Annotated in this window: 15 protein-coding genes and 1 pseudogene; 9 read left to right on the forward strand and 7 right to left on the reverse strand. The window is 58.7% G+C overall.

Features of this window, described 5'->3' with window-relative positions; all coding sequences use genetic code 11:
* Position 1 precedes the first annotated feature (1 nt).
* Complete coding sequence (locus GSP01_RS10980) at positions 2–1,570, forward strand: efflux transporter outer membrane subunit (RefSeq protein ID WP_141353518.1); 1,569 nt, start codon at positions 2–4, stop codon at positions 1,568–1,570.
* 109 nt (positions 1,571–1,679) lie between these two features.
* On the opposite strand, the pseudogene GSP01_RS10985 reads toward GSP01_RS10980, so the two are convergent.
* Positions 1,680–1,970: pseudogene (locus tag GSP01_RS10985) on the reverse strand (IS5/IS1182 family transposase); the annotation flags it as partial.
* Positions 1,971–2,441: 471 nt separating this feature from the next.
* On the opposite strand from GSP01_RS10985, the gene pgm reads away from it, so the two are divergent.
* The 3 genes from pgm (at position 2,442) to GSP01_RS11000 (ending at position 7,591) form a co-directional block, all read left to right on the forward strand.
* The gene (gene pgm / locus GSP01_RS10990; protein WP_141353520.1) at positions 2,442–4,088 is read left to right on the forward strand and encodes a phosphoglucomutase (alpha-D-glucose-1,6-bisphosphate-dependent); all 1,647 of its coding nucleotides are present in this window, start codon (positions 2,442–2,444) and stop codon (positions 4,086–4,088) included.
* A gap of 561 nt (positions 4,089–4,649) precedes the next feature.
* Positions 4,650–6,041: an NAD-dependent succinate-semialdehyde dehydrogenase gene (locus GSP01_RS10995; protein ID WP_141353522.1), complete on the forward strand. Its 1,392-nt coding sequence runs from the start codon at positions 4,650–4,652 to the stop codon at positions 6,039–6,041.
* Positions 6,042–6,298: 257 nt separating this feature from the next.
* Entirely contained in the window at positions 6,299–7,591 is a 1,293-nt protein-coding gene (locus GSP01_RS11000) for an NAD(P)/FAD-dependent oxidoreductase (protein WP_141353524.1), read from the forward strand.
* A 72-nt stretch (positions 7,592–7,663) separates the two neighbouring features.
* Here GSP01_RS11000 and GSP01_RS11005 read toward each other — a convergent pair whose 3' ends face one another.
* The 3 genes from GSP01_RS11005 to GSP01_RS11015 form a co-directional block, all read right to left on the reverse strand.
* Complete coding sequence (locus tag GSP01_RS11005; protein ID WP_141353526.1) at positions 7,664–10,084, reverse strand: TonB-dependent receptor; 2,421 nt, start codon at positions 10,082–10,084, stop codon at positions 7,664–7,666.
* A 165-nt stretch (positions 10,085–10,249) separates the two neighbouring features.
* Positions 10,250–11,326, reverse strand: a complete 1,077-nt coding sequence (locus GSP01_RS11010) for a zinc-binding metallopeptidase family protein (RefSeq protein ID WP_141353528.1) — start codon at positions 11,324–11,326, stop codon at positions 10,250–10,252.
* Positions 11,313–12,191, reverse strand: a complete 879-nt coding sequence (locus GSP01_RS11015; RefSeq protein WP_141353530.1) for a transglutaminase family protein — start codon at positions 12,189–12,191, stop codon at positions 11,313–11,315. The genes GSP01_RS11010 and GSP01_RS11015 overlap by 14 nt, the downstream gene beginning before the upstream one ends.
* Before the next feature lie 399 nt (positions 12,192–12,590).
* On the opposite strand from GSP01_RS11015, the gene GSP01_RS11020 reads away from it, so the two are divergent.
* The gene (locus tag GSP01_RS11020; protein WP_174787595.1) at positions 12,591–14,021 is read left to right on the forward strand and encodes a circularly permuted type 2 ATP-grasp protein; all 1,431 of its coding nucleotides are present in this window, start codon (positions 12,591–12,593) and stop codon (positions 14,019–14,021) included.
* Positions 14,003–15,052, forward strand: coding sequence for an alpha-E domain-containing protein (locus tag GSP01_RS11025; protein ID WP_174787593.1), 1,050 nt, complete (start codon positions 14,003–14,005; stop codon positions 15,050–15,052). The genes GSP01_RS11020 and GSP01_RS11025 overlap by 19 nt, the downstream gene beginning before the upstream one ends.
* On the opposite strand, the gene GSP01_RS11030 is transcribed toward GSP01_RS11025, so the two are convergent.
* Together GSP01_RS11030 and GSP01_RS11035 are read right to left on the reverse strand one after the other, a co-directional pair.
* Entirely contained in the window at positions 15,039–15,860 is an 822-nt protein-coding gene (locus GSP01_RS11030) for a DeoR/GlpR family DNA-binding transcription regulator (protein WP_141353535.1), read from the reverse strand. The two genes, GSP01_RS11025 and GSP01_RS11030, sit on opposite strands and share 14 nt — an antisense overlap.
* The gene (locus GSP01_RS11035; RefSeq protein WP_141353537.1) at positions 15,860–16,648 is read right to left on the reverse strand and encodes a triose-phosphate isomerase; all 789 of its coding nucleotides are present in this window, start codon (positions 16,646–16,648) and stop codon (positions 15,860–15,862) included. Before GSP01_RS11035 ends, GSP01_RS11030 begins: the two co-directional genes overlap by 1 nt.
* Positions 16,649–16,960: 312 nt before the next feature.
* Between GSP01_RS11035 and GSP01_RS11040 the strand changes: the two genes are divergently transcribed.
* The 3 genes from GSP01_RS11040 to GSP01_RS11050 all read left to right on the forward strand — a co-directional run bounded on the left by GSP01_RS11040 (position 16,961) and on the right by GSP01_RS11050 (position 19,482).
* The gene (locus tag GSP01_RS11040) at positions 16,961–17,440 is read left to right on the forward strand and encodes an aminoacyl-tRNA deacylase (protein WP_141353539.1); all 480 of its coding nucleotides are present in this window, start codon (positions 16,961–16,963) and stop codon (positions 17,438–17,440) included.
* A 5-nt stretch (positions 17,441–17,445) separates the two neighbouring features.
* A complete protein-coding gene (locus GSP01_RS11045) occupies positions 17,446–18,282 on the forward strand; it encodes a DNA/RNA helicase domain-containing protein (RefSeq protein ID WP_141353541.1) in 837 nt (278 codons plus the stop codon).
* 75 nt (positions 18,283–18,357) lie between these two features.
* Positions 18,358–19,482, forward strand: a complete 1,125-nt coding sequence (locus tag GSP01_RS11050; protein WP_141353543.1) for an SMP-30/gluconolactonase/LRE family protein — start codon at positions 18,358–18,360, stop codon at positions 19,480–19,482.
* A gap of 20 nt (positions 19,483–19,502) precedes the next feature.
* On the opposite strand, the gene GSP01_RS11055 is transcribed toward GSP01_RS11050, so the two are convergent.
* Positions 19,503–19,790, reverse strand: coding sequence for a hypothetical protein (locus tag GSP01_RS11055; RefSeq protein ID WP_141353545.1), 288 nt, complete (start codon positions 19,788–19,790; stop codon positions 19,503–19,505).
* Between the last annotated feature and the right edge of the window lie 774 nt (positions 19,791–20,564).

The raw sequence follows: 20,564 nt of genomic DNA on the forward strand, positions 1-20,564 counted from the left end.
GATGATTCCATCCTTCTCCCGCCTCCGCCGCACCGGCCTGGTCTGCGGCACCGCCCTGTCGCTGCTTGGTCTGTCCGCGTGCGATCTGGCGCCCACCTATAAGGCTCCGAACCTTGTCGTCCCTGCCTCATGGCAGGGGCAGGCACCGTTTGCCGTGGCCACACCCGCGGATACAGCACTGCCCACCAACTGGTGGACCATGTTTCAGGACCCACTGCTAAACGATCTTGAAGCCCGCGCGACCTCGGATAACGGCGACATCCAGGCCGCCGCCGAACGCTTCATTCAGGCGCGCGCCCTTGTCGTGGCTGCGCGTTCAGAACTGCTTCCGCATGTCAGTCTTGAAGCCGGGGCGTCGGACAACAAGCAGTCCGCTGACCGCCTGTTCCGCAACGGTGCAACCCTGACCCAGACCGAAGAGGAATACGGCGGTCTGGCATCGTGGGAACCTGACTTCTGGTCGTCCATCCGCAACCGCGTCCGCGAACAGAAACAGTTCGCCCAGCAGCGTGCGGCCGATTTCGCGATGGCTCGCCTGAGTACGCAAGCCGAGCTTGCGCGCGACTACATCCAGCTTCGTGGCTACGATGCGCAGGATGCGATCTATGCGCAGTCCATCGGCTACTATGAGCGCGCCGTTCATATCACCGAAAACCAGGTTCAGAACCAGGCGGCTCCCCGCCTCGATCTGGCGCGGGCACAGGCCCAGCTCTACACGACACAGGCGGCGCGTCTGGACATTCAGGCCGCAAGACAGGTGACGGAACATGCCATCGCGGTGCTGACCAATACCTCACCGTCGAGCTTCCACATCCCTGCCAGCCCTGAGTTCCATTTCGTTCAGCCGACGATCCCCACGAACGTTCCTTCGACCCTGCTCCAGCGTCGTCCTGACATCGCATCATCCGAACGCGAGATGGCACAGGCCAATCGTGAAATTGGCATTGCGCGTGCGGCTTTCTATCCGCATATCGCCCTGCGCCTAAATGGTGGTTTCTCCGCCAATGGCTTCGATCTGGCCAATCTGGCCAATTCGCTGTGGACCTATGGCGCAACACTCGACATGCCGCTCTTTGATGGCGGACTGCGCCGGGCAGAGCTGCAAAGAACATGGTCGGCCTATCGGGAAACGCGCGACGGCTATCGCATGAAAGTTCTGTCGGCCTTCCGCGAAGTGGAAGACGGGCTGTCTATGACCGAACGTCTGACCAAGGAAAACGCGGCGCTGGAGCAGGCTGTCAAAGCCAATCTTGCCACGCAGAGCATGACCATGACGCTCTATCAAGGCGGCGTCGGAACCTATCTTGAGGCCATCTTCAGCCAGGAAAACACGCTGGAAAGCCGCATCCATCAGGTCGAGATCGCGACACAGCTGTATCGCGCGGACGTGGACCTGATCCGCAGCCTCGGCGGCGGCTGGAACGTGAAGGACCTGCCAACCATGGACCAGACCCTCTCAATCACTCCGCTGCAATACGACAACCTGCACCACCCAAAGCCGGTTGGAGAAGTCACAGCATCCCAACATCCGGAACAGTTCGAAAACCTGGATGGTCCAAAGAAGCACTGATTGATTTTTCTTTTGCCTGATTTTATTTTTGGGCAAGTTAATTTCTGGTTCCTGGAGTTAATTTTCGCTCTGCGACTTGTGCAGAGCGAAAATTCCAGGCTCTGGATTACTATGCGCTCGCACTGATCCTCTCCCAGAAGAGAGAGCGGTGCATGCTGTAGACGATATTGGCCAGCCCAATCTTCATAGTGACCCGTGTGATGCCCACGGTTCGAACGAATAATTCAATCTGTGATTTCTGTTCGATAAAAACATGCTCGACGCGTGATCGGATCACTGACTTTCCGGCATGAGATCTCTGGATATGCCGAGGCATAAGCTTGAGATACGGCTTCTTCCTGCGAAGCTTTGAGACAAAACTCTGCTCTTCCATGAAATCTTCATCGGCTTTTAAGCGATAGAACGAGGCCTCCGAGCGCCACGCGCAAGGGCGCTTTCTTATCAGGCGACAATTTTTCAGCGCCTGAATGACAGCGCGGGGATAACGTCAGAGACGACCGTTTTCCGCAGTGGGGATAACCTCGGATCGGATCACGTTTCCGAGGGGGCGGAAAAACGCTTCCAGCGGCGGACTGAATGGCGCAGACCGACACAAGACTGTGCAGTCCGCTAAAAATCATTTCTACAGGAGTTCGGATCAATCTGTCTCCGCTTCTAGCTCTCTGTTTCGCGGGACCATCATGCAATCTGCATGACGTCCGTTCCAGCCGGGCTGGTCGGGGTGCAATCTTCACAGAACTGACGCGCCTCTCTGGACATCGACCCGGATACAAGTTTTCCTGCCCTAACGAGGCGCCCTGACCGGGCACTCATGCGTTACGGCCGTTAACCGACGGCAATGCCCAATGGCGAATGCAAGGATTTTGAAGTAATGGCCCATCTCAGCCCTCTGGCCGGCAAAACGCTTTCTTCCGACAAGCTGACCGATATTCCCGCCCTGATCGCAGCTTATTATGGCCGCAAGCCCGATCCTTTGATTTCCACACAGCGCGTTTCGTTCGGCACGTCCGGTCACCGGGGTTCCTCGCTGCATACCAGCTTCAACGAGAACCATATCCTCGCCATCTGCGAAGCCATCTGCCGCCATCGCAAGGCCGAGGGCATTGATGGCCCGCTTTTCATCGGCATGGACAGCCACGCCCTGTCCGGCCCGGCGCAGAAATCCGCCATTGAGGTTTTTGCAGCTCATGGCATCGACGTCCGGATTGACGAAAACGGCGGCTATACGCCGACACCTGTCATTTCCCACGCCATCCTGACTTACAACAAGGGTCGCACCACGGGTCTGGCCGATGGTGTGGTCATCACGCCGTCGCATAATCCCCCGGCCGATGGCGGGTTCAAATACAACCCGACCAATGGTGGACCGGCCGATACGGCGATCACCAAGGCCATTCAGGACATGGCCAATGAGTTCCTCGCCAACGGGCTGAAGGACGTCAAGCGTCTGCCTTACGAGCAGGCCAGGCAGGAAGCCTGCATCAAGGATTATGATTTCATAACGCCTTATGTGGACGATCTGGACTCGGTCATCGACATGAAGGCGATCCGCGATGCGGGCGTGAAGATCGGCATCGATCCGCTGGGCGGGGCTGCTGTTGCGTACTGGAAGCCCATCATCGAGCGCTACGGCCTTCATGCCACTGTCGTCAGCGACGTGGTGGATCCGACGTTCTCCTTCATGACCGCTGACTGGGACGGGCAGATCCGCATGGACTGCTCCTCCCCCTATGCCATGGCGCGACTGATCGAGATGGGCGACCGCTTTGACGTTGCGTTTGCCAATGACACCGACGCTGACCGTCATGGCATCGTCGCCATGCCTGACGGGCTGATGAATCCGAACCATTATCTTGCGGTGGCGATTTCCTACCTGTTCCGGAACCGTCCGGACTGGAGCCCGGAACTCGGCGTTGGCAAGACGCTCGTCAGCAGCGGGCTGATTGACCGCGTGGCGAAAGACATGGGCCGCAAGCTGGTTGAGGTTCCGGTCGGGCTGAAATGGTTCGTGCCAGGACTGATGGACGGCTCGCTGGGTTTCGGCGGCGAGGAAAGCGCAGGCGCGACCTTCCTGCGTCGGGATGGCACCGTCTGGACCACGGACAAGGACGGGCTCATTCTGGGTCTTCTGGCGGCTGAAATTACGGCCAAGACCGGCAAGAACCCCAGCGTGCATTATCACGAGATCATCTCACGCCTCGGGACGCCCTATTACGAGCGCATCGACGCGGCCGCCAATCCGGAACAGAAGGCCAAGCTCAGCAAGCTCACGCCCGAGCAGTTCCCGCTGGAGGTGCTGGCAGGCGACAAGATCATCAGCAAACTCACCCGCGCGCCGGGTAATGATGCGCCGATTGGTGGCCTGAAGGTTGTGACCGAGAACGGGTGGTTCGCCGCACGTCCTTCCGGCACGGAAGACGTTTACAAAATCTATGCCGAGAGCTTCGTCAGCGAGGAGCATCTGCGGGCCATCCAGCAGGAAGCACAGGACGCCATCTCCAAGGTTTTCGCGGCCTGATTCACGGCTGCCCCCCCCCGGGACATGGCTTATGTCCCGGGAATTCTTTGCCTGCGCCCCTGAGGCCAGCGACTCCCCTTTTCCGGCCCTGAAAATCCCGTCCGCCTCCATAAAAGTGCGGATGGACAGTCATGCCTGGTGAGAAAATCCCGCGTGACTGGACGATCGGATTTTCTCCACATTTTCAGCAATCCTGCATTACCTGCACCGCCCCAGGGCCACAGATCTGCTGTCGGGCCTCACATCCATGTGATGACCGCGCTCTGGTCATCATCCGCGATTTGGATAATACCCATTTCTGGCACTGGGTGCCATATTTTGACGACGCTCTGTTTCTCGACAGTCTCTCTGTTTGCAATCCGGATGAAGGACGAAATGGATGTTGAAGATCGGCTGTAATCCCGTAGAGTATTTGTGCCCACGACCTGATCTTATCAGATCCACTATTCTATCTGGGACCGCATATACTGTCCTTGTTCAGCACAAAATCCAGAAACAAAGCCTCTCACGCCCGGACGCTCTGCGCCCTGTCGCCTTCTCTTTATCGGTAACGAGGTAAAAATGGCCTACGCAACGACAAATCCCCTGACTGGCGAAGTCCTCAAGACCTTTCCCAACGCAACGGATGCAGAAGTCCAGACGGCCCTCACAGAAGCCCATACGGCTTTCGAAAGCTGGCGCGACACCCCCTTTGCCGAGCGGGCGAAGATCATGACTGCCGCCGCAGCAATCCTACGCCGCGACGTCGACAAATACGCCCGCCTCGGCACGCTGGAAATGGGCAAGCTGTTCACAGAGTCGAAACTGGAGATCATTCTCTCAGCCGAAATCTTTGAATATTACGCCAAATATGCCGAAGAACTGCTAAAACCCGAGACGCTTCCAGTCGCCGATCCGGCCGAAGGCAAGGCTACGCTGGTTCACGAGCCTCTCGGAATTGTTCTGGCCATCGAGCCTTGGAACTTCCCGTTCTATCAGGTCGTTCGCATCATTGCCCCGCAGCTTTCGGCCGGTAATGCGGTTCTGCTCAAGCACGCATCCAACCTGCCGCAGTGTGCCGCCATCTGCGAGGACCTGATGAATGAGGCCGGACTACCCAAGGGCCTGTTCCGCAATCTCTATCTCGCCCGTCCCCATACGGAGATGATCCTGAACGATCCTCGCGTCTGCGGCGTGGCCCTGACAGGGTCGGAAGGGGCTGGCGTCATCATTGCGGGCACGGCGGGCAAGGCACTGAAGAAGGCCACGATGGAACTTGGTGGCGCCGATGCCTTCATCGTTCTGGATGATGCGAACGTCGAAAAGGCTGCGAAATGGGCCGTCATGGGCCGCCACTGGAATGCCGGTCAGGTCTGTGTTTCGGCCAAGCGTATCATTGTAGCGGACGCAATCTATGACCGCTTCCTGGAGCTCTACAAGAAGGGCGTTTCCGAGCTGAAGGCCGGTGACCCGATGGACCCGTCCACCACGCTTGCGCCGCTCTGCTCGCAGGGTGCTGCTGATGATCTGCGCAGACAGGTCGAGGATGCCAAGAAGCATGGCGCGACGGTCGAAGCCATCGGCGCACCGGTTCCTACGAAGGGTTCCTTCTTCCAGCCGCTGTTGATGACAAACCTGCACGAAAATAATGAAGCCCGTCACTGGGAATTCTTCGGCCCGGTCACGCAGCTCTATCGCGCCAAGGACGAGGACGATGCCATCCGCATCGCCAATGACTCCCCCTATGGTCTGGGTGGTGCGGTCTTCACTCAGGACGAGAGCCGCGGTGCGCGGGTGGCGTCTAAGATCCGCACGGGGATGGTCTACATCAACCATCCCCTGATCCCGAAGGCCGATCTTCCGTTCGGCGGCATCGCCCGCTCCGGCTATGGCCGCGAGCTGGTCGGACTGGGGATCAAGGAGTTCGTCAACCACAAGCTCATCAACATCGTGGATATCGATGCCCCGATCTGAGGGGCGTGCGACGTGCCGGCCCCCCTTTCTCGGCACGTCGCATTCCTAATTCATCACGTTTATTTGAGTTGTTTACTGATCACAGCAAAGAATTCATCGATCTTTATTTCAGTCACCTGAATATGATTTTCGGCCTTTCCGAAATCACCATAACAGTCTGTACGAAATAACCCGTTTACTGCGTCGATTTGCGGTAAACGCCCCTCCCCTCGTGCCTTTTTCTGTCGCCCACCCCCTGAACGGAGGCCTGAAAACCGATGGCGTCTCGATCTGAAATTCTGATTGTCGGTGGCGGTGTTGCCGGTCTTTCCCTTGCAACCCGCCTCGGCAAGTCAATGGGAAAACCCGGTAAGGCGCGCATTACGCTGATCGACAAGAGCTTTTCCCATGTCTGGAAACCGATGCTGCACTGCTTTGCCTCCGGCACGCTCAGCAACGAAAACGACAAGGTGAACTTCATCTCCCAGGCCAGTGGGCACCATTTCGAGTTCTGGCCTGGTGAGGTCGCTTCCATTGATCGCGAAAACCGCGAGGTCGTTCTCAGCCCACTTCTGGAAGCCGACGGCACCGTCGTTCTGGAAAGCCGGCGCATGAAATACGACACGATCGTCATCGCGATTGGCAGTACCGCCAATGATTTCGGCACGCCCGGCGTCAAGGAACACTGCATGTCCATCGACAATCTCGTCGATGCCAATGCGTTCAACGAAAAATTCCGGATGGAGCTGCTCCGCGCCTTCGCCAACAATTCCGAACTGGACATAGCGATTGTTGGCGGCGGAGCCACCGGTGTCCAGCTCGCCGCGGAGCTTCACAAAGCACTGGAAATCGTAGGACCGTACAACCTGCATGCTTTCGGCAAGGCTCCCCCCAAACTGCATGTCACGCTGCTGCAGTCCGGCGAGCGTATCTTGCCCGCTTTTCCGGAATCCGTCTCAGCTGCGGCACAGCAGGAACTCGAACATATCGGCGTGACCGTCCGCACCAATGCGCGTGTCGCGGCAGCTGATGAGCATGGTTTCACGCTGAAAGACGGGTCCTATGTTCCTGCAAAACTCCGTGTCTGGGCGGCGGGCGTCCGTGCCCCTGAGGTCACGACTGCCTATGGTGGGCTGACGCTCAACAGGACCGGCCAGATCCTCGTCAATCCGAACCTGTCCTCCATTGATGACGAACGGATTTTCGCCCTGGGAGACTGCTCCTTCATTCAGAACGATCCTCTACCCGCCACGGCGCAGGTCGCCCGCCAGCAAGCCCGGCATCTCGCGCACTATCTGCCCGCCTGGATCGAACGTGGCCAGAAGGTTCCCGGCTGTATTTTCCACAACAAAGGCGCGATCGTAGCTCTGGGAAAATATAATGGCTGGGCGGCGCTTCCGGGTGGCACCGTGTGGGGAGGCGGTATTTCGCATGGCTTCTGGGCGCGGATGGCGCATCTGATGCTGTATCGCCAGCACCAGATCGAGCTGTTCGGGTATTACCGGGGGCTGATGTCCTTTTACTCCGACTGGGTCGAGACCTTTGTCCGGCCTTCCGTACGCCTGGACTGAGCATCATCCGTACCTGAGGACCCCGCCTGACAGCAAAAAAAAGCCCGCGGCCCAAGCCACGGGCTTTTTGTCCTAGAAGTCTGCTCGCACGCTTCCGAAGAACATGCGCGGTGCACCGATCTGCATGGACTGATCCGTTAGCGCGCCCGAGGCGATATCCGCCGGATTACCGTTCTGACCCATCGTGGAAATATAACGCTTGTTCGTCAGATTGGAGCCGTTGAACGCGACCGTCAGGTTTTTGATGGCGCCCAGATAGCGATTGTACTTCTTCATGTTTCCGAAACTGTACTGCACACCCACATTCGTCAGCCAGTAGCCAGGTGCCTTGACGTCACCCGTGTAGCTGTAATTGCGCGTGCCCGTGTAGCTACCATCGGCATAGGCCGTCATGCCGCGCCATTCGTATGACACGCGCCCTTTGTACATGAAGCGCGGATAATTCACGACCTGCTGACCCTTCGTCGCGTAGACCGTGGCACCGCTGACAAGGTTCTGATCATAAACACCGTGGTTGTAGCTGACGGAGTTGGTCAGTGCGAAACCACGGAACGGCGTCAGCGTCAGGCCCGCATCCACGCCATTCATCGTCACCCCGCCCACGTTCGAAACGGCCGAGATCGGATTAACGACCGGCCCTTCCGTGATCTGCTGAAGACGGTTGTTGTAGTTCGTTCGATACGCATAAACTGTCGCGGCAACCACCTTGCCTGTGTAGCGATAGCCGATCGCATAGGTCCATGCCGTCTCAGGACGAATTGTGGATTTCGTATCGTCATAAGCGGCCTGCGACACTGCAAAAGGTGAGGTCGAGAGTTTGTAGCCGGATTCAGCATAAGTCCGGGCGTTTTCCGAAATATCGAAATACAGCTCGTGGTCCTTCAGGAAATGCCAGTCCGCGCTGATATGCGGCAGAAACGGCTTGGCGACCGTCAACCCCACGCCGCTCGCGATCGCGGAACCCGCGCCGTAATAATTCTGGTTCAGATAACCGTCACCGACGCGCGTCGTGCTCAGCAGGGACTTGAAGCCGAAATGCAGGGCCAGGTTCGGCAGCACGTTATAGGTGTCCTGCACGAAGGCCGTGAATGTGTTGGTGTTGTAGTTCTGGTTAAAGATCTGAGCGAACGGATCGCGCCACTGGGTCAGCGGATCATGCACCCTTCCCTGAACCACGCCATTCACCACCGCCGGCTGCGCATAGGCGTTCATAGGCGACATGTAGCTGTTGTTTTCGTACCAGACGCCCGCACCGATATGATTGCGCGCGATATCGTAATGCAGTGCCGAGACGATGCCGAAACGCCTGATTTCCGGCTCCTTCATCAGTTCGCTGACTGGCGATCCCGTGGGCGACGGGAAATAGGGTGTTGCCCAGGATGTCTGGTTGCGTTCGCCATGTCCGTAGGCAGTGGTATTCCAGGTCAGACGCTCCGTCAGGCGCAGATCGGCCTTGATCCCGCCAAACGTATCGACCGTATTCGTGCTGCCATCATAATAGGCCGCATCTGCCGGATCATCGAGCGTGCCGACCTTCCCCGGATAGATCCCGTTCGCTGCATTCACGGCTGCAATATAGCCGGAATTTCTGCCGTTCTCGTAGCTAGACAAGCCATAGCCCACCCGCTTGATAATCTGTGGAGAGATGTCCGGATAGGTGTTCTGGTGCAAGTCGCTCCAGTCAAAGAATGCCGAAATCGAGCTGTCATGGCCGATCGGCTGCACGAGCTTGGCGTTCACCTGCTGCATGAACTGCTCGCCATAGCCCTTCCACATCCCGCTATCGTTGCGCATGTAGGACGTATAGAACTTCGTACCACTGGAGTTGAGCTTGCCGCTCTCGAAACGCAGGAACGTGTGATAGGTGCTGTAGCTGCCAAAACCCGCCGCAGCCGTGCCCCCCATTTTGTCCGACGGCGTCATCGAAACATAGCTCAGCCCGCCGCCCAGATTGTTACTCGCCGCCATGCTCTCCGCACCGGCGGACTGCGATACGTCAATGCGCGCCACGTTCTCCGACGAGATCGCCATGATCGGGTTCAGACCGTTATAATTCCGGTACGTCATTTCCCCGAGCGGCATCCCATCAAGCGTCATGCCGATTTCCTGCTGCTGGAAACCATGCATGAAAATCTGGGAGCTCCAGGTATCGAGACCCTGTGCATCACCAGACTGGAACACGATGCCGGGAAGCTGGGAGATCACCTTCATCGGGTTGGTACCGGCCGGTGCTTCTGCCAGCATTTTCTGACTGACAGTCTCGACTGTACCGCGCGGCGGATGACGGGCCATAACTGCCATGCTTTCCGCACTCTGGCTGATATAAGGCCCAACTTGACGATGCACGCGTGGAGCCGGAGCCGCAGCCCGGGAGGCATGTTTATGCACAACGGCCGGATGACGGGTCGCGGCCATGAGGGACGAAGGAGAAACGGCAGACAGTATCGTCGTCACCGAAAGAGCGAAGTGCAGAACGCCGGATCGTTTACACATAGACAGTCCACCTGAGCAGGTCAGCAGGGATAATGCGGAAACGGATTTGAATCAGTATTAAGAATCAGAAGCGGATCGTTCCGGGAAAATACTGAATCCGATCCCGGAAGCAGAACGATATGCGCTGCACAACCGGGCGGCAAGCGTTCTGAATAAAGTCAGCCTTCAGGCAGGCTGACTTTTACGAATCAGACGGTGAATAAAGGCAAGCTTGTGCATGATCCCGGCAGTCAGTACGAACGGATAGAAATCCGCCAGCCCCATGGAACGATTCATACTGTTCACCGCATAGGTCAGCGGCAGCCAGGCCTGCATGATCTCCTCGAAGGACGCTTGCGTGTACGGGTCACCCAGCGTTCGAACCGGGGAATGGCCGATCCCGGCCACCCGCGGATTCACACTCACGCCGAACGCACAGGCCGTCTCCAGCGTGGAGACGATGTGCAGGTAGTGCGCCCAGGTCTCGGCAAAGTCCTCCCAGGGGTGGGAGGTGGCGTAGACGCTGACATGACTGTCCTGCCAGTCAGGGAGAGCAGGACTGTCGTAATAGACCCGAAGCGCCTTCTGGTAATCTGCTCGGTCGTCGCCGAACACGGCGCGGCACTCGTCCAGCCGCCCGGCGTCACGCACCAGAACATTCCAGTAGTAATGGCCGATCTCGTGCCGGAAATGCCCCAGAAGTGTGCGGTAATATTCCCCCATCTCGACACGCATCCGCTCACGGGACGCATCATCAGCTTCACGTATGGCGATGGTGATGACGCCACTGGCATGTCCGGTCATAACGGAGGATGACCCGTCCGGCGCATCGTCGAGGAAATCGAACACCAATCCGTTTTCCGGGTCCTCACGCCGATCCTTCAGCGGCAGCTTCAGCCGCAACAGCGTGTAGAAGAGGCGATGTTTGGCGACCTCGATCTTCCGCCAGCGCTCAAGATTTCCAGGAATATCGAGATTCGGGATCGTCCGGTTGAACCGGCAGGCCAGACAGAACGGCCTCCCCCCTGTCGCATCCGGCGTCGTCAGCCAGTTGCAGACGTCATCGTCATGATTGGCACAGTACAAGACCCGTTCGTGTTTCACCGAGGGCTCTAGCGGATGCCACAGCCGGTCCCCGGCCGGGTCCAGCGCCGTCAGCAGCGACTGCTCGGGCAGATATCCGACGGCACGGCGGCAATGCTCGCAGACCGTATTTTCAAAAAAGAGGATCTGACCGCAGGACTGGCACTCAAAGAGCTTCATGAGATCGCATTACACCGGGTTGCCCGATAATGGCCAGCTCCGGGGCCTCGCGCCCGACCAAAAGGGGCTCCGCGCACATCGTCACATCGAACGTGGCGCGGCAGAGGTCCAGCATTCCGGAAATGGGGGCAGCTTCTTCCGGCCGGCCGACCACCGCCAGCGGAATGTGATGCTGCGCTACCACCAGTCCCGATGTCGTATCAAAGCCGACCCAGCCGTCTCCGGGAATCCAGGCTTCCGCCCAGGCATGCAAATCGCAGTTCAACCCGTCGCTGACGTTGGACTGGATCAGATAGCCAGACACGAAACGCGCCGAAAATCCCAGATGCCGCAGGGCTGTTACCAGCAGCCACGCACTATCCCGGCACGATCCGCTTTGCCGCTGCAGCGTCTCTTCAGGTGTCCAGACTCCCGGCTCAAGCCGGCGTTGATAGGTCAGATGCTCCGCCACGGCACGGTTGAGCTCCGCTACTGCTTCCAAAGTCTTGTCCACACCCGCCATCTGCCAGGCCTCGACGAAGCGCGACACCCGCGCACCAGCCGCGTCCACATCGCGATAAGCGGTACAGACCGGCGCCTCCACAAGCCTGGACAGGGTTGGCCGGACGCCCAGATCCACATCCATGCGAACGGAAACATCGAAGCCCGTCACACGCTCGGGAACCCGCACTTCTGCCAGCCGGTTGCCATAAGCGTCCTGCCGCCAAGTGACGTCCGCATTCTCCGGGGAGACCTCGAGCTCGTAATCGTGGATCGAGGTTCGCACGCGCGGCACGGGACACAAACGCACGGTCTGACGTCCCAGGAAGACGGGCCGGTCATACTGATATCGGGTCTGATGGCGCAGTATGACGCGGGAATTCATGCTCAGGAGGCCCTGTGGAAACGGTTTCAGATACTCAGATTCAGACGCGTGATTTTCGGGCCATCCCGTTCCGGCAACCATTGGGTCTGAGAGCAGTCGAAATATTACCCTATCAGTCTTCCCTGGAACCGCAACAATTTCCGCAGGACTTTTCCCGATCTGCCCAAATGGAAAATTTCACGCTTGGCAAAGCGCTGGAATCTTGCTCCGTTAATAAAATATCGTAACGAGGCGCCACGGCTGATCGGGTTTCCCATTGGCACAGGGTCGGCGATAAACAGGGGTGTGAGGCAAAGAATGAACAGGCCGTTTTTGCAGTCTCCCAGTCCCGCTTCTGCCAGTGCTTCTCCAGCTAGTATCGCCCCGGCTTCCAGCGCCTCTGCCAAGAGCGCGGCAGGGATGTTCACTGCCTATGACACGCCGGATTTCTTCTGCGAACTCATGAACCGGACGGATGCGCTCTCCCCGCCCCTTCAGACCGTTCGTGATCGTCTTGCAGAGCTCGATCTTGCCGAACTGCGCCACCGCACCAACACGGCGGAAGCACAGCTCTATCGTCTGGGCATTACTTTCACCGTCTATTCCGACCGCGAAGCGATCGACCGCATCCTGCCTTTCGACATGATCCCGCGTGTCCTTACAGCTGCAGAATGGGATCATATTGACCGTGGCGTGCAGCAGCGAGTCAAGGCACTCAATCTGTTCCTGCGGGATATCTATCATGAGCGCCATGTCCTGCGGGACGGCATCATCCCTGCCAATCTGGTACTCAACAATCCGAATTACTGCGAAGCCATGGTCGGTGTACGCATACCTGGCGACGTCTATGTCCATATCAACGGGACCGATCTGATCCGCGACCGCAGCGGGCGTTTCATGGTGCTCGAAGACAATGCCCGCACGCCCTCGGGTGTGTCTTACGTCATCGAGAACCGGCACATGATGCTGCGGCTAATGCCGGATCTAGCCTCAGGCATGCCACTTCGCTCGGTCGAGGAGTACGGCCTCAGGCTGCACCAGACGCTGTGCGAGGTCGCCCCCGAGGGCGTGAGCGATCCGCAGGTCGTGCTGTTCTCACCCGGCATCTACAACTCCGCCTACTTCGAACATGTTTTCCTAGCGCGCGAGATGGGAGTGCCGCTTGTTGAAGGGCGGGATCTGATCGTTGAAAACCACCGGGTCTATATGCGCACCGTGGCAGGGCTTCGCCCTGTCCATTCGATCTATCGCCGTCTCAACGACGAATTTCTGGACCCGCTGGCCTTCAACCCCAACAGCATGCTCGGCGTTCCCGGCCTTGTGGAGGCCTATCGCCGCGGCAACGTCACGCTGGCCAACGCACTGGGAACGGGGGTGGCGGATGACAAGGCTGTTTATGCCTATATGCCACGTCTTATCCGCTACTATCTGGGCGAAGATCCCATTCTCGACAGCGTGCAGACGAATATCTGCGCCGAAGAGGAAGGTTTGGCTTACACACTGGCCAATATGGACAAGCTGGTCATCAAGCCGGTGGGTGAGTCCGGCGGCTATGGTCTGCTGATCGGCTCGCAGGCTACGCAAACGGAGCTGGACGAGTTCCGCACCAAACTACTTGAGGACCCGTCCAACTATATCAGCCAGCCTGTCATCGATCTGTCCGTCTCCCCGACACTGTGTCCCAGCGGGGTCGAGGCGCGGCATGTGGATCTGCGGCCATTTGCCCTGACCGGACACAATACATGGGTTCTCCCCGGCGGCCTGTCCCGCGTGGCCCTACGCAAAGGGTCACTGGTCGTCAATTCCTCTCAGGGCGGCGGCTCGAAAGATACATGGGTGATGGCGCGATGACACAGACAGGCACGCGTTTTCCCGCCATGCTCGCCAATCTAAACATGCTGCTGTCGCGCTATGGCGAGAGCATGATGTGGCTTGCCCGCTACATGGAGCGGATCGAGAACCTCGCGCGGCTCCTAGAGGTCACGGAAGCGTTTGTCCGTAATCCCGATGGCAGCCCGGGATGGGATTCCATTCTCCAGATCAACTCGGACGAGGAGCGCTACGCTGCGATTTATCCCCTTCCCGCAACGGAAGAGAACATCCTCGCCTTCTACATCACCGAAAACGCGAACCCTACCTCCATCCGCGCCATGGCGCATATGGTTCGGGAGAATGCACGCTCGGCCCGGCCGCTGATTTCCACCGAGATGTGGATGCAGCTGAATGTCTTCACCCGGAGCATGATGGAGCTCTCCACCTCCGACATCAGGCGCGACGGGTTGTCCGAGCTGTGCAACCGTCTCAAGCAGGACTGCCAGACGCATTTCGGCGTTACGGAAGGCACATTGTACCGCGATCAGGCGTGGTTGTTCTATCTGCTGGGCAAATATCTTGAACGCTCTGATCAGATCACCCGTCTGATCGACATCCGCTATCATACGCTTCTGCCCGGGGGCGAAACTCCGGGCTCGCAGATTGATATCACGCAGTGGGGGTCTGTCCTGCGCTCCGCAGCGGCGTATCACGCGTTCCGGCGCCTGCAGCCCGTTACCACGACGCCTGCCAATGTGGTGGGTTTTCTGCTCAAGAACGAGGGTTTTCCACGCTCCCTGATGCTCAATCTGCGACAGGTGGACAACACGCTCAACGCGCTGTCCACCCATTACAACCTGCGCCATCAGTGCAGTCCGCTTCAGGAACGCATCATCAATCTGCGCGCTACGCTTGAAGATCAGACCGCCGAGGACATCATTTCTCGCGGGCTGCATGAATACATGATCTATATCCAGGACCAGCTTGCGGCCTTGCAGGCGGAAGTCTCGGCCACATTCTGGCCCGCGGCTCCGGTCATGACGCGCGAGGAGACACTCAGCCCGCAGTGAGGGCGCGGTCCGCAGGCAGGGACACAGCCGCGATCTTCAGCGTTATGCCCGCATCGCGCAGCATTGCGGCATACCCGGGATCAATGCCGTCATCAGTGATGACCACATCGAACTCGGAAAGTGCCGCCAGCCGGTTCATGGCCGAGTTACCGAACTTCCCGCTGTCCACCAGAAGCACACGAGAGTCCGCCACCGCCATCAGGGCCTGTTTGGCGCGGATAATTTCCTCGATCTGATGATAGGCCGTCAGACCGTGGATAGCGGCGGCAGAAACAAATGCCAAGTCGATGTGCATGGACATCACGCTCTGTTCGCAGACCATTCCCACAAAGGCTTCGAATGTCGGGCTGTACCGTCCGCCCAGACCAATCAGGCCGAGAGTCTCGCAGGCTCCCAGACGCGTCCCTAGCCCCAGGCTGTTGGTCACGACTGTCAGCGACGCGATGGCGGAGAGGCTGTCTGCCATCGCCCGCACCGTTGTGGAATCATCGAGCGCCACCGTATCGCCCGGGCTGATCAGGGAGGCCGCAAGCGCAGCGATGGCCTGTTTCTGTGCAACGGCCTGCCGCGCCCGATACACCACGCTCCCCGAAGAACTCGCGCTCGGCAGGGCCGTGATATCCGGGCCGACCCGGCGGAGCAGTCCCTGCGCGGACAGGGCCAGAAGGTCCCGGTTAATCGAGGCCCGGCTCAGCGAAAACCGCTCCAGCAGATCCCCGACCGGCACCACGCCCCGCTCCGTGACATAATCAAGGATCCCGCGCCGGCGGCTAGACAGAACCTGCCCTTCCACGAGCACGGCATTCATCAGGCATCCACTCCGGCAGAGAGCAGCGTGCTGACGCTGTCAATCAGCTTCATAAAATCCGCAGGCTCCCAGCCTGCACGGCCGATCAGCACTCCATCCACATCCGGCAGGGCGACATAGTCGCGAATATTGGCCTGAGATACGCTGCCGCCATAGAGCAGCGGAATCCTGACGGTGCTATCGGGGCCAGTGATCTCCTGCATCACGGCGCGCAGTTTCGTATGGATCTGCGACACGAACGGGGCTTCTGCCGGGCGTCCCGCCGAACCGATAGCCCAGACGGGCTCATAGGCGATCAGAACCCGCGAAAAATCCTCCTGCGACAGCCCGTGCAGGGCGATTTTCGCCTGTCGGGCGAGCGTTTCCTGCGAGACGCCGAATTCGAATTCGTCCAGCGTATCACCGATGCAGATCAGCGGCTGCAGACCGTGCTTCAGCGCCGCGCGGACCTTGAGGTTCACCGTCCAGTCCGTCTCGCCGAAATGCTGCCGGCGTTCAGAATGGCCGATCACCACCATGGATGCGCCACATTCGGCGATCATCGGGGCAGAAATTTCCCCGGTCCAAGCACCACTGTCTTCCCAGAACATGTTCTGCGCGCCCACGATCATGGAGCTGTCCTGAAGGGCCGCGCTCACGTCTTTCAGGGACGTGAACGGCGGATTCACGAAAGTCCGAACGCCCTCGGGGGGACGAAATGCAGCAAGGGCCCGGGCCGCCGCAACGGCTTCGGCAGGGCCCTTGTTCATTTTCCAGTTCGTCCCGATCCAGACGGTCTTCTGATCCACGGTTAACCTCATGACAGGGTTTCAACTAGCCGGGCACTCATGCCGATTCTCCCGGATCCCGGCTTTTCCGGAATATCTTTACCGTTAAACTATAACAGAAAAAATGTCATCCGTCCTATCAATAACGATACATTTATGCGCTGCCAAAACAGGCTTCCTGAACCCGATCGCCCCCGCCGGGCGTCGTGTTGCCAATCGGGTTTCGGGCCGTCATATACATGACAGACTATTGCAGGTCCTGACCGGAGCTGGTTCCCAACGGTTTCAGCCTTCCGGTGTGTGAAGACCTGTTTCTGGCAACGGAGCACTCACATGACCCGCGAAACAGCCGCAACGGCTTTTCTGGCAGCGAGAAACATTCCCTTCAGCGTCCATGATTATGAATATGCCCCTAATGGCGGCCTGATCGGAATGCAGGCGGCCGAAGCCATCGGCGTGGCACCCGAGGATGTCCTCAAGACGCTGGTGGTCGAAGTGGACAAGAAACAGCCGGTCTGTGTCGTGGCCCCTGCTCACCAGCGGATGAACCTGAAGAAGGTCGCGGCGCTGTTTGACGGGCGCAATGCGCGGATGATGGCCCCTGAGAAGGCGCAGGAACTGACGGGGTTCCAGTCCGGCGGGACCAGCCCGTTCGGCTCCAGAACACCGATCCCCGTCGTGATTTCGCAGGACGCGATGCCACGCGAGCATGTCTATATCAATGCGGGTGGGCAGGGTTTTGTCGTGCGGATCACGCCTGCGGATGCCCAGCGCGCCACGAATGCCAAAGTGGCCGATATCGGCGCGGACTGAAACGCGTGGCCGCTTCCTCCCGCGCGCTGGATAACGCTGCGACGCAGAAACTTTCCCCCGAGCTGACGTTGTCGGAGCCGCAAACGGAATTGCTGCATCGGGTGATGTCGTTCTGTGAGCGGCATCAGGCGGATGACAGCGCTCTTTTCGTGATCGAAGGGGCGGCGGGCACGGGGAAAAGCGTTGTCCTGAATGCGATCTTCAATGCGCTTCAGACCCGGGCGCGGAGTGGCGCGGCAGGAGACCCGCTGAAGGGCCTTCGGAACATGCTGATCGTCAACCATCCGGAGATGCTCAAGCTCTATCGCAACATCGCGGCCACCATGCCCGCCCTGCGCAAGAGCGATTACGAGCGCCCGACGACATTCATCAACACGTCTGCGAAAACCGGCCGACGCATGGATATCGTACTGGTCGACGAAGCGCATCTGCTTCTGACGCGGCCGGACCGTTACAACCATTTCACGCAGCAGAACCATCTGGAAGAAATCCTGCGCTGGGACCGCTCCCTGCCGCGCGAAAAACTGCCCTGGGCCGAGCGGCCGGATACGATCGACGAGGTGGGGTCCGTCTATACAATCCAAGGGTTCGATCTGAATTATGCAGGCGTCATCCTGGGGCCGTCGCTGTTTTATGACGTGAAGCATGACCGGATCGGGGTGCGGCCGGAGCGTTATGAGGACAGCGCAGCGTTTCAGGGACGCGACGGGATTGCGGCGCCGGAAGAAGCAAAGACGCGCGTTATTCTCAATGCCCTGAACGTCATCCTCACACGCGGCATCCACGGGCTGTTCCTGTATGCCCATGATCCGGCTTTGCGGGAGAGGCTGCTGCGAACCTGATCTGCCCGATCGCGCTTGCGTGAATTGTCATCGTACGGTCGCTCTGGTCCTTTCACGGTAAAGGAGATTTCAGCCATGTCCCATCAGACACTTCTGGCTCTTACGTTCAGCGCCGCTCTTGCGGCCCTGAGCGCCGCCTCCCCTGCCCTCGCTGCCCAGACCGTGGATAAAGGCACGCTTTCGTCGGGGAATGTGCAGATCATCGGGCATTTTTCCAATGCCCAGCCCTCCGGTATTGCCGTGCTGCCCGACGGGCGTCTGGTGCTTGGCTTTCCGCGCAGTGCGCATGAACATTCCGGGCCGCGCCTGGCGCTCTATGCGAACGGAAAACTGACGCCCTTCCCCGATGCGGCCGCGCAGGCGCAGTTTGTCTCACCGCTTGGCATGACGGTGGATGCGAAGGGGCAGCTCTGGGTTCTGGATGAAGGAATGGTTGCGGGCACGGGGACTGTTGCAGGCGCGCAGAAGCTGTTCCGGATCGACCCCACGAGCGGGAAAATCGCGCAGGTCGTGCCGTTGGGTGCACCTGCCCTGCTGCCGGACAGTCACGTCAATGATGTGCGGATCGATCTGACGCATGGTGCGGCGGGGACGGCGTTCATTACCGATACGTCCACCGATGTGCATCCGGCGCTGGTTGTTGTGGATCTGGCGACAGGCCATCAGCGGCGCATTCTGGCCGATACGGTTTCTGTCATGCCGGTGCAGGGTTTTGTGGCCGTCATGGACGGTGTGGCCGGGCGTTATGATCCGAACCATGCTGTTGTACCGCAAGGTGGTGTGAACGGTATCGCCATCAGCCCGGACCAGCAGACGCTTTACTGGCAACCCCAGACCAGCCGACGTCTTTATTCCGCGCCGACCGCTGTTCTGTCCGATCCGAAAGCCAGCGAAGCAACGCTGGAGCGGGCTGTGAAGGATGAGGGCGAGACGGGCATGGGCGACGGCATGGCGACCGGGCCGGATGGTTCGATTTACATCACCGATGACGAACGCCACGCCATCCTTCGCCACAAGCCAAATGGCGAGATTTCGGTTGTGGCGCATGATCCGCGCATGACTGAGCCCGATGGTCTGACCTATGCCAATGGGGCGCTTTACGGGACGGTTGGGCAGTGGGCGCGGCTGCCGGTTTTCCATGACGGTAAGGACCTTGAGGTCATGCCGTATATTGTTGTGAAGATCGCGCCTCTGAACTGAAGGCCCGCAACGCCGGGGGATTACCAACCCTCTGGCGTCAGCCCCATCCCGCCCGTACCGGTTCCGGTCATGGCCCCCAAACCGGACTGAGAGCCAAGGCCGTAATTCCTCCCGCCGCCGAAACCTGTTCCGACGCTGACGGCGCCATGGATCTTGTGGTCTGCCCTGACGGTGTCTTTCTGGTTGTCCGAACCGCTGGTCGCGAGTGGGCGCAACAGCGTCGAGCGGCTGTCGGCCGGTTGCGAGCGAGGATGAGAACATCCCGCCAACCCTGCCAGAATCATCACGACAAAAATCCGCTGTGTCACACGCTGCCCCCTCCCGGACCGGGCTGATACGGGGCGTTTATCATAACCGACACGCACTGTCGGCACAGCAACGAACAATGACAGAGTTTTACAGAAACAGATGTCCCAGTCTCAAAAATCATGCTGAAACGTGACACATATGACCATACATCTGAAGTACAATACGAAACAATAAGGGGAATTATAGCATTTTCAGTAGAATATATTTGGAATTTTTATATAAATAGACGTGCATATTTTATGCACTATAGATTGCCGCGGACAAAAATAGACAGTAATATCCGCAACCGATTCAAGGCTGCATTTTGGGGAGCGCATTGAGCTTCCGGACAAAGAATGGGCCTTCATCGGGACACTGCTTGTGCCTCAAACGAGGTCGTGGCGGCCATCCTGCGAAAAACAAGCATCTATTTCGAAGGTATAATGTGGATTGTCCACACCGGATCGCAAGGACGCCATCTGCCTGATGACCAGGGCAAGTGGAGCATCGTGCTTCGCCTTTGGGTCACAACAGGGACAACTCTCGCTGGCGTTATCTCGTCGAACGCCCCTTCAATAAACTCAGGAACTGACGACGCATCACCACCCGATATGACAAAACAAAGAAGTCATATCCTGGCTTCGGCAATCTCGTCTCAACACTTCAACAGGTACCCTTTAATCCACGAAACCTAAGACCACCCCTCAAACCACTCTACCGATCAGAACGGACATGCCGGGGAGGATTCCAGTGATGGGCTTTCTGGTCGTACCGGGCTGCGTAAAGGCGACGGG

It is taken from the genome of Gluconobacter sphaericus NBRC 12467, assembly GCF_006539125.1.
In the GTDB taxonomy this organism is placed as follows: domain Bacteria; phylum Pseudomonadota; class Alphaproteobacteria; order Acetobacterales; family Acetobacteraceae; genus Gluconobacter; species Gluconobacter sphaericus.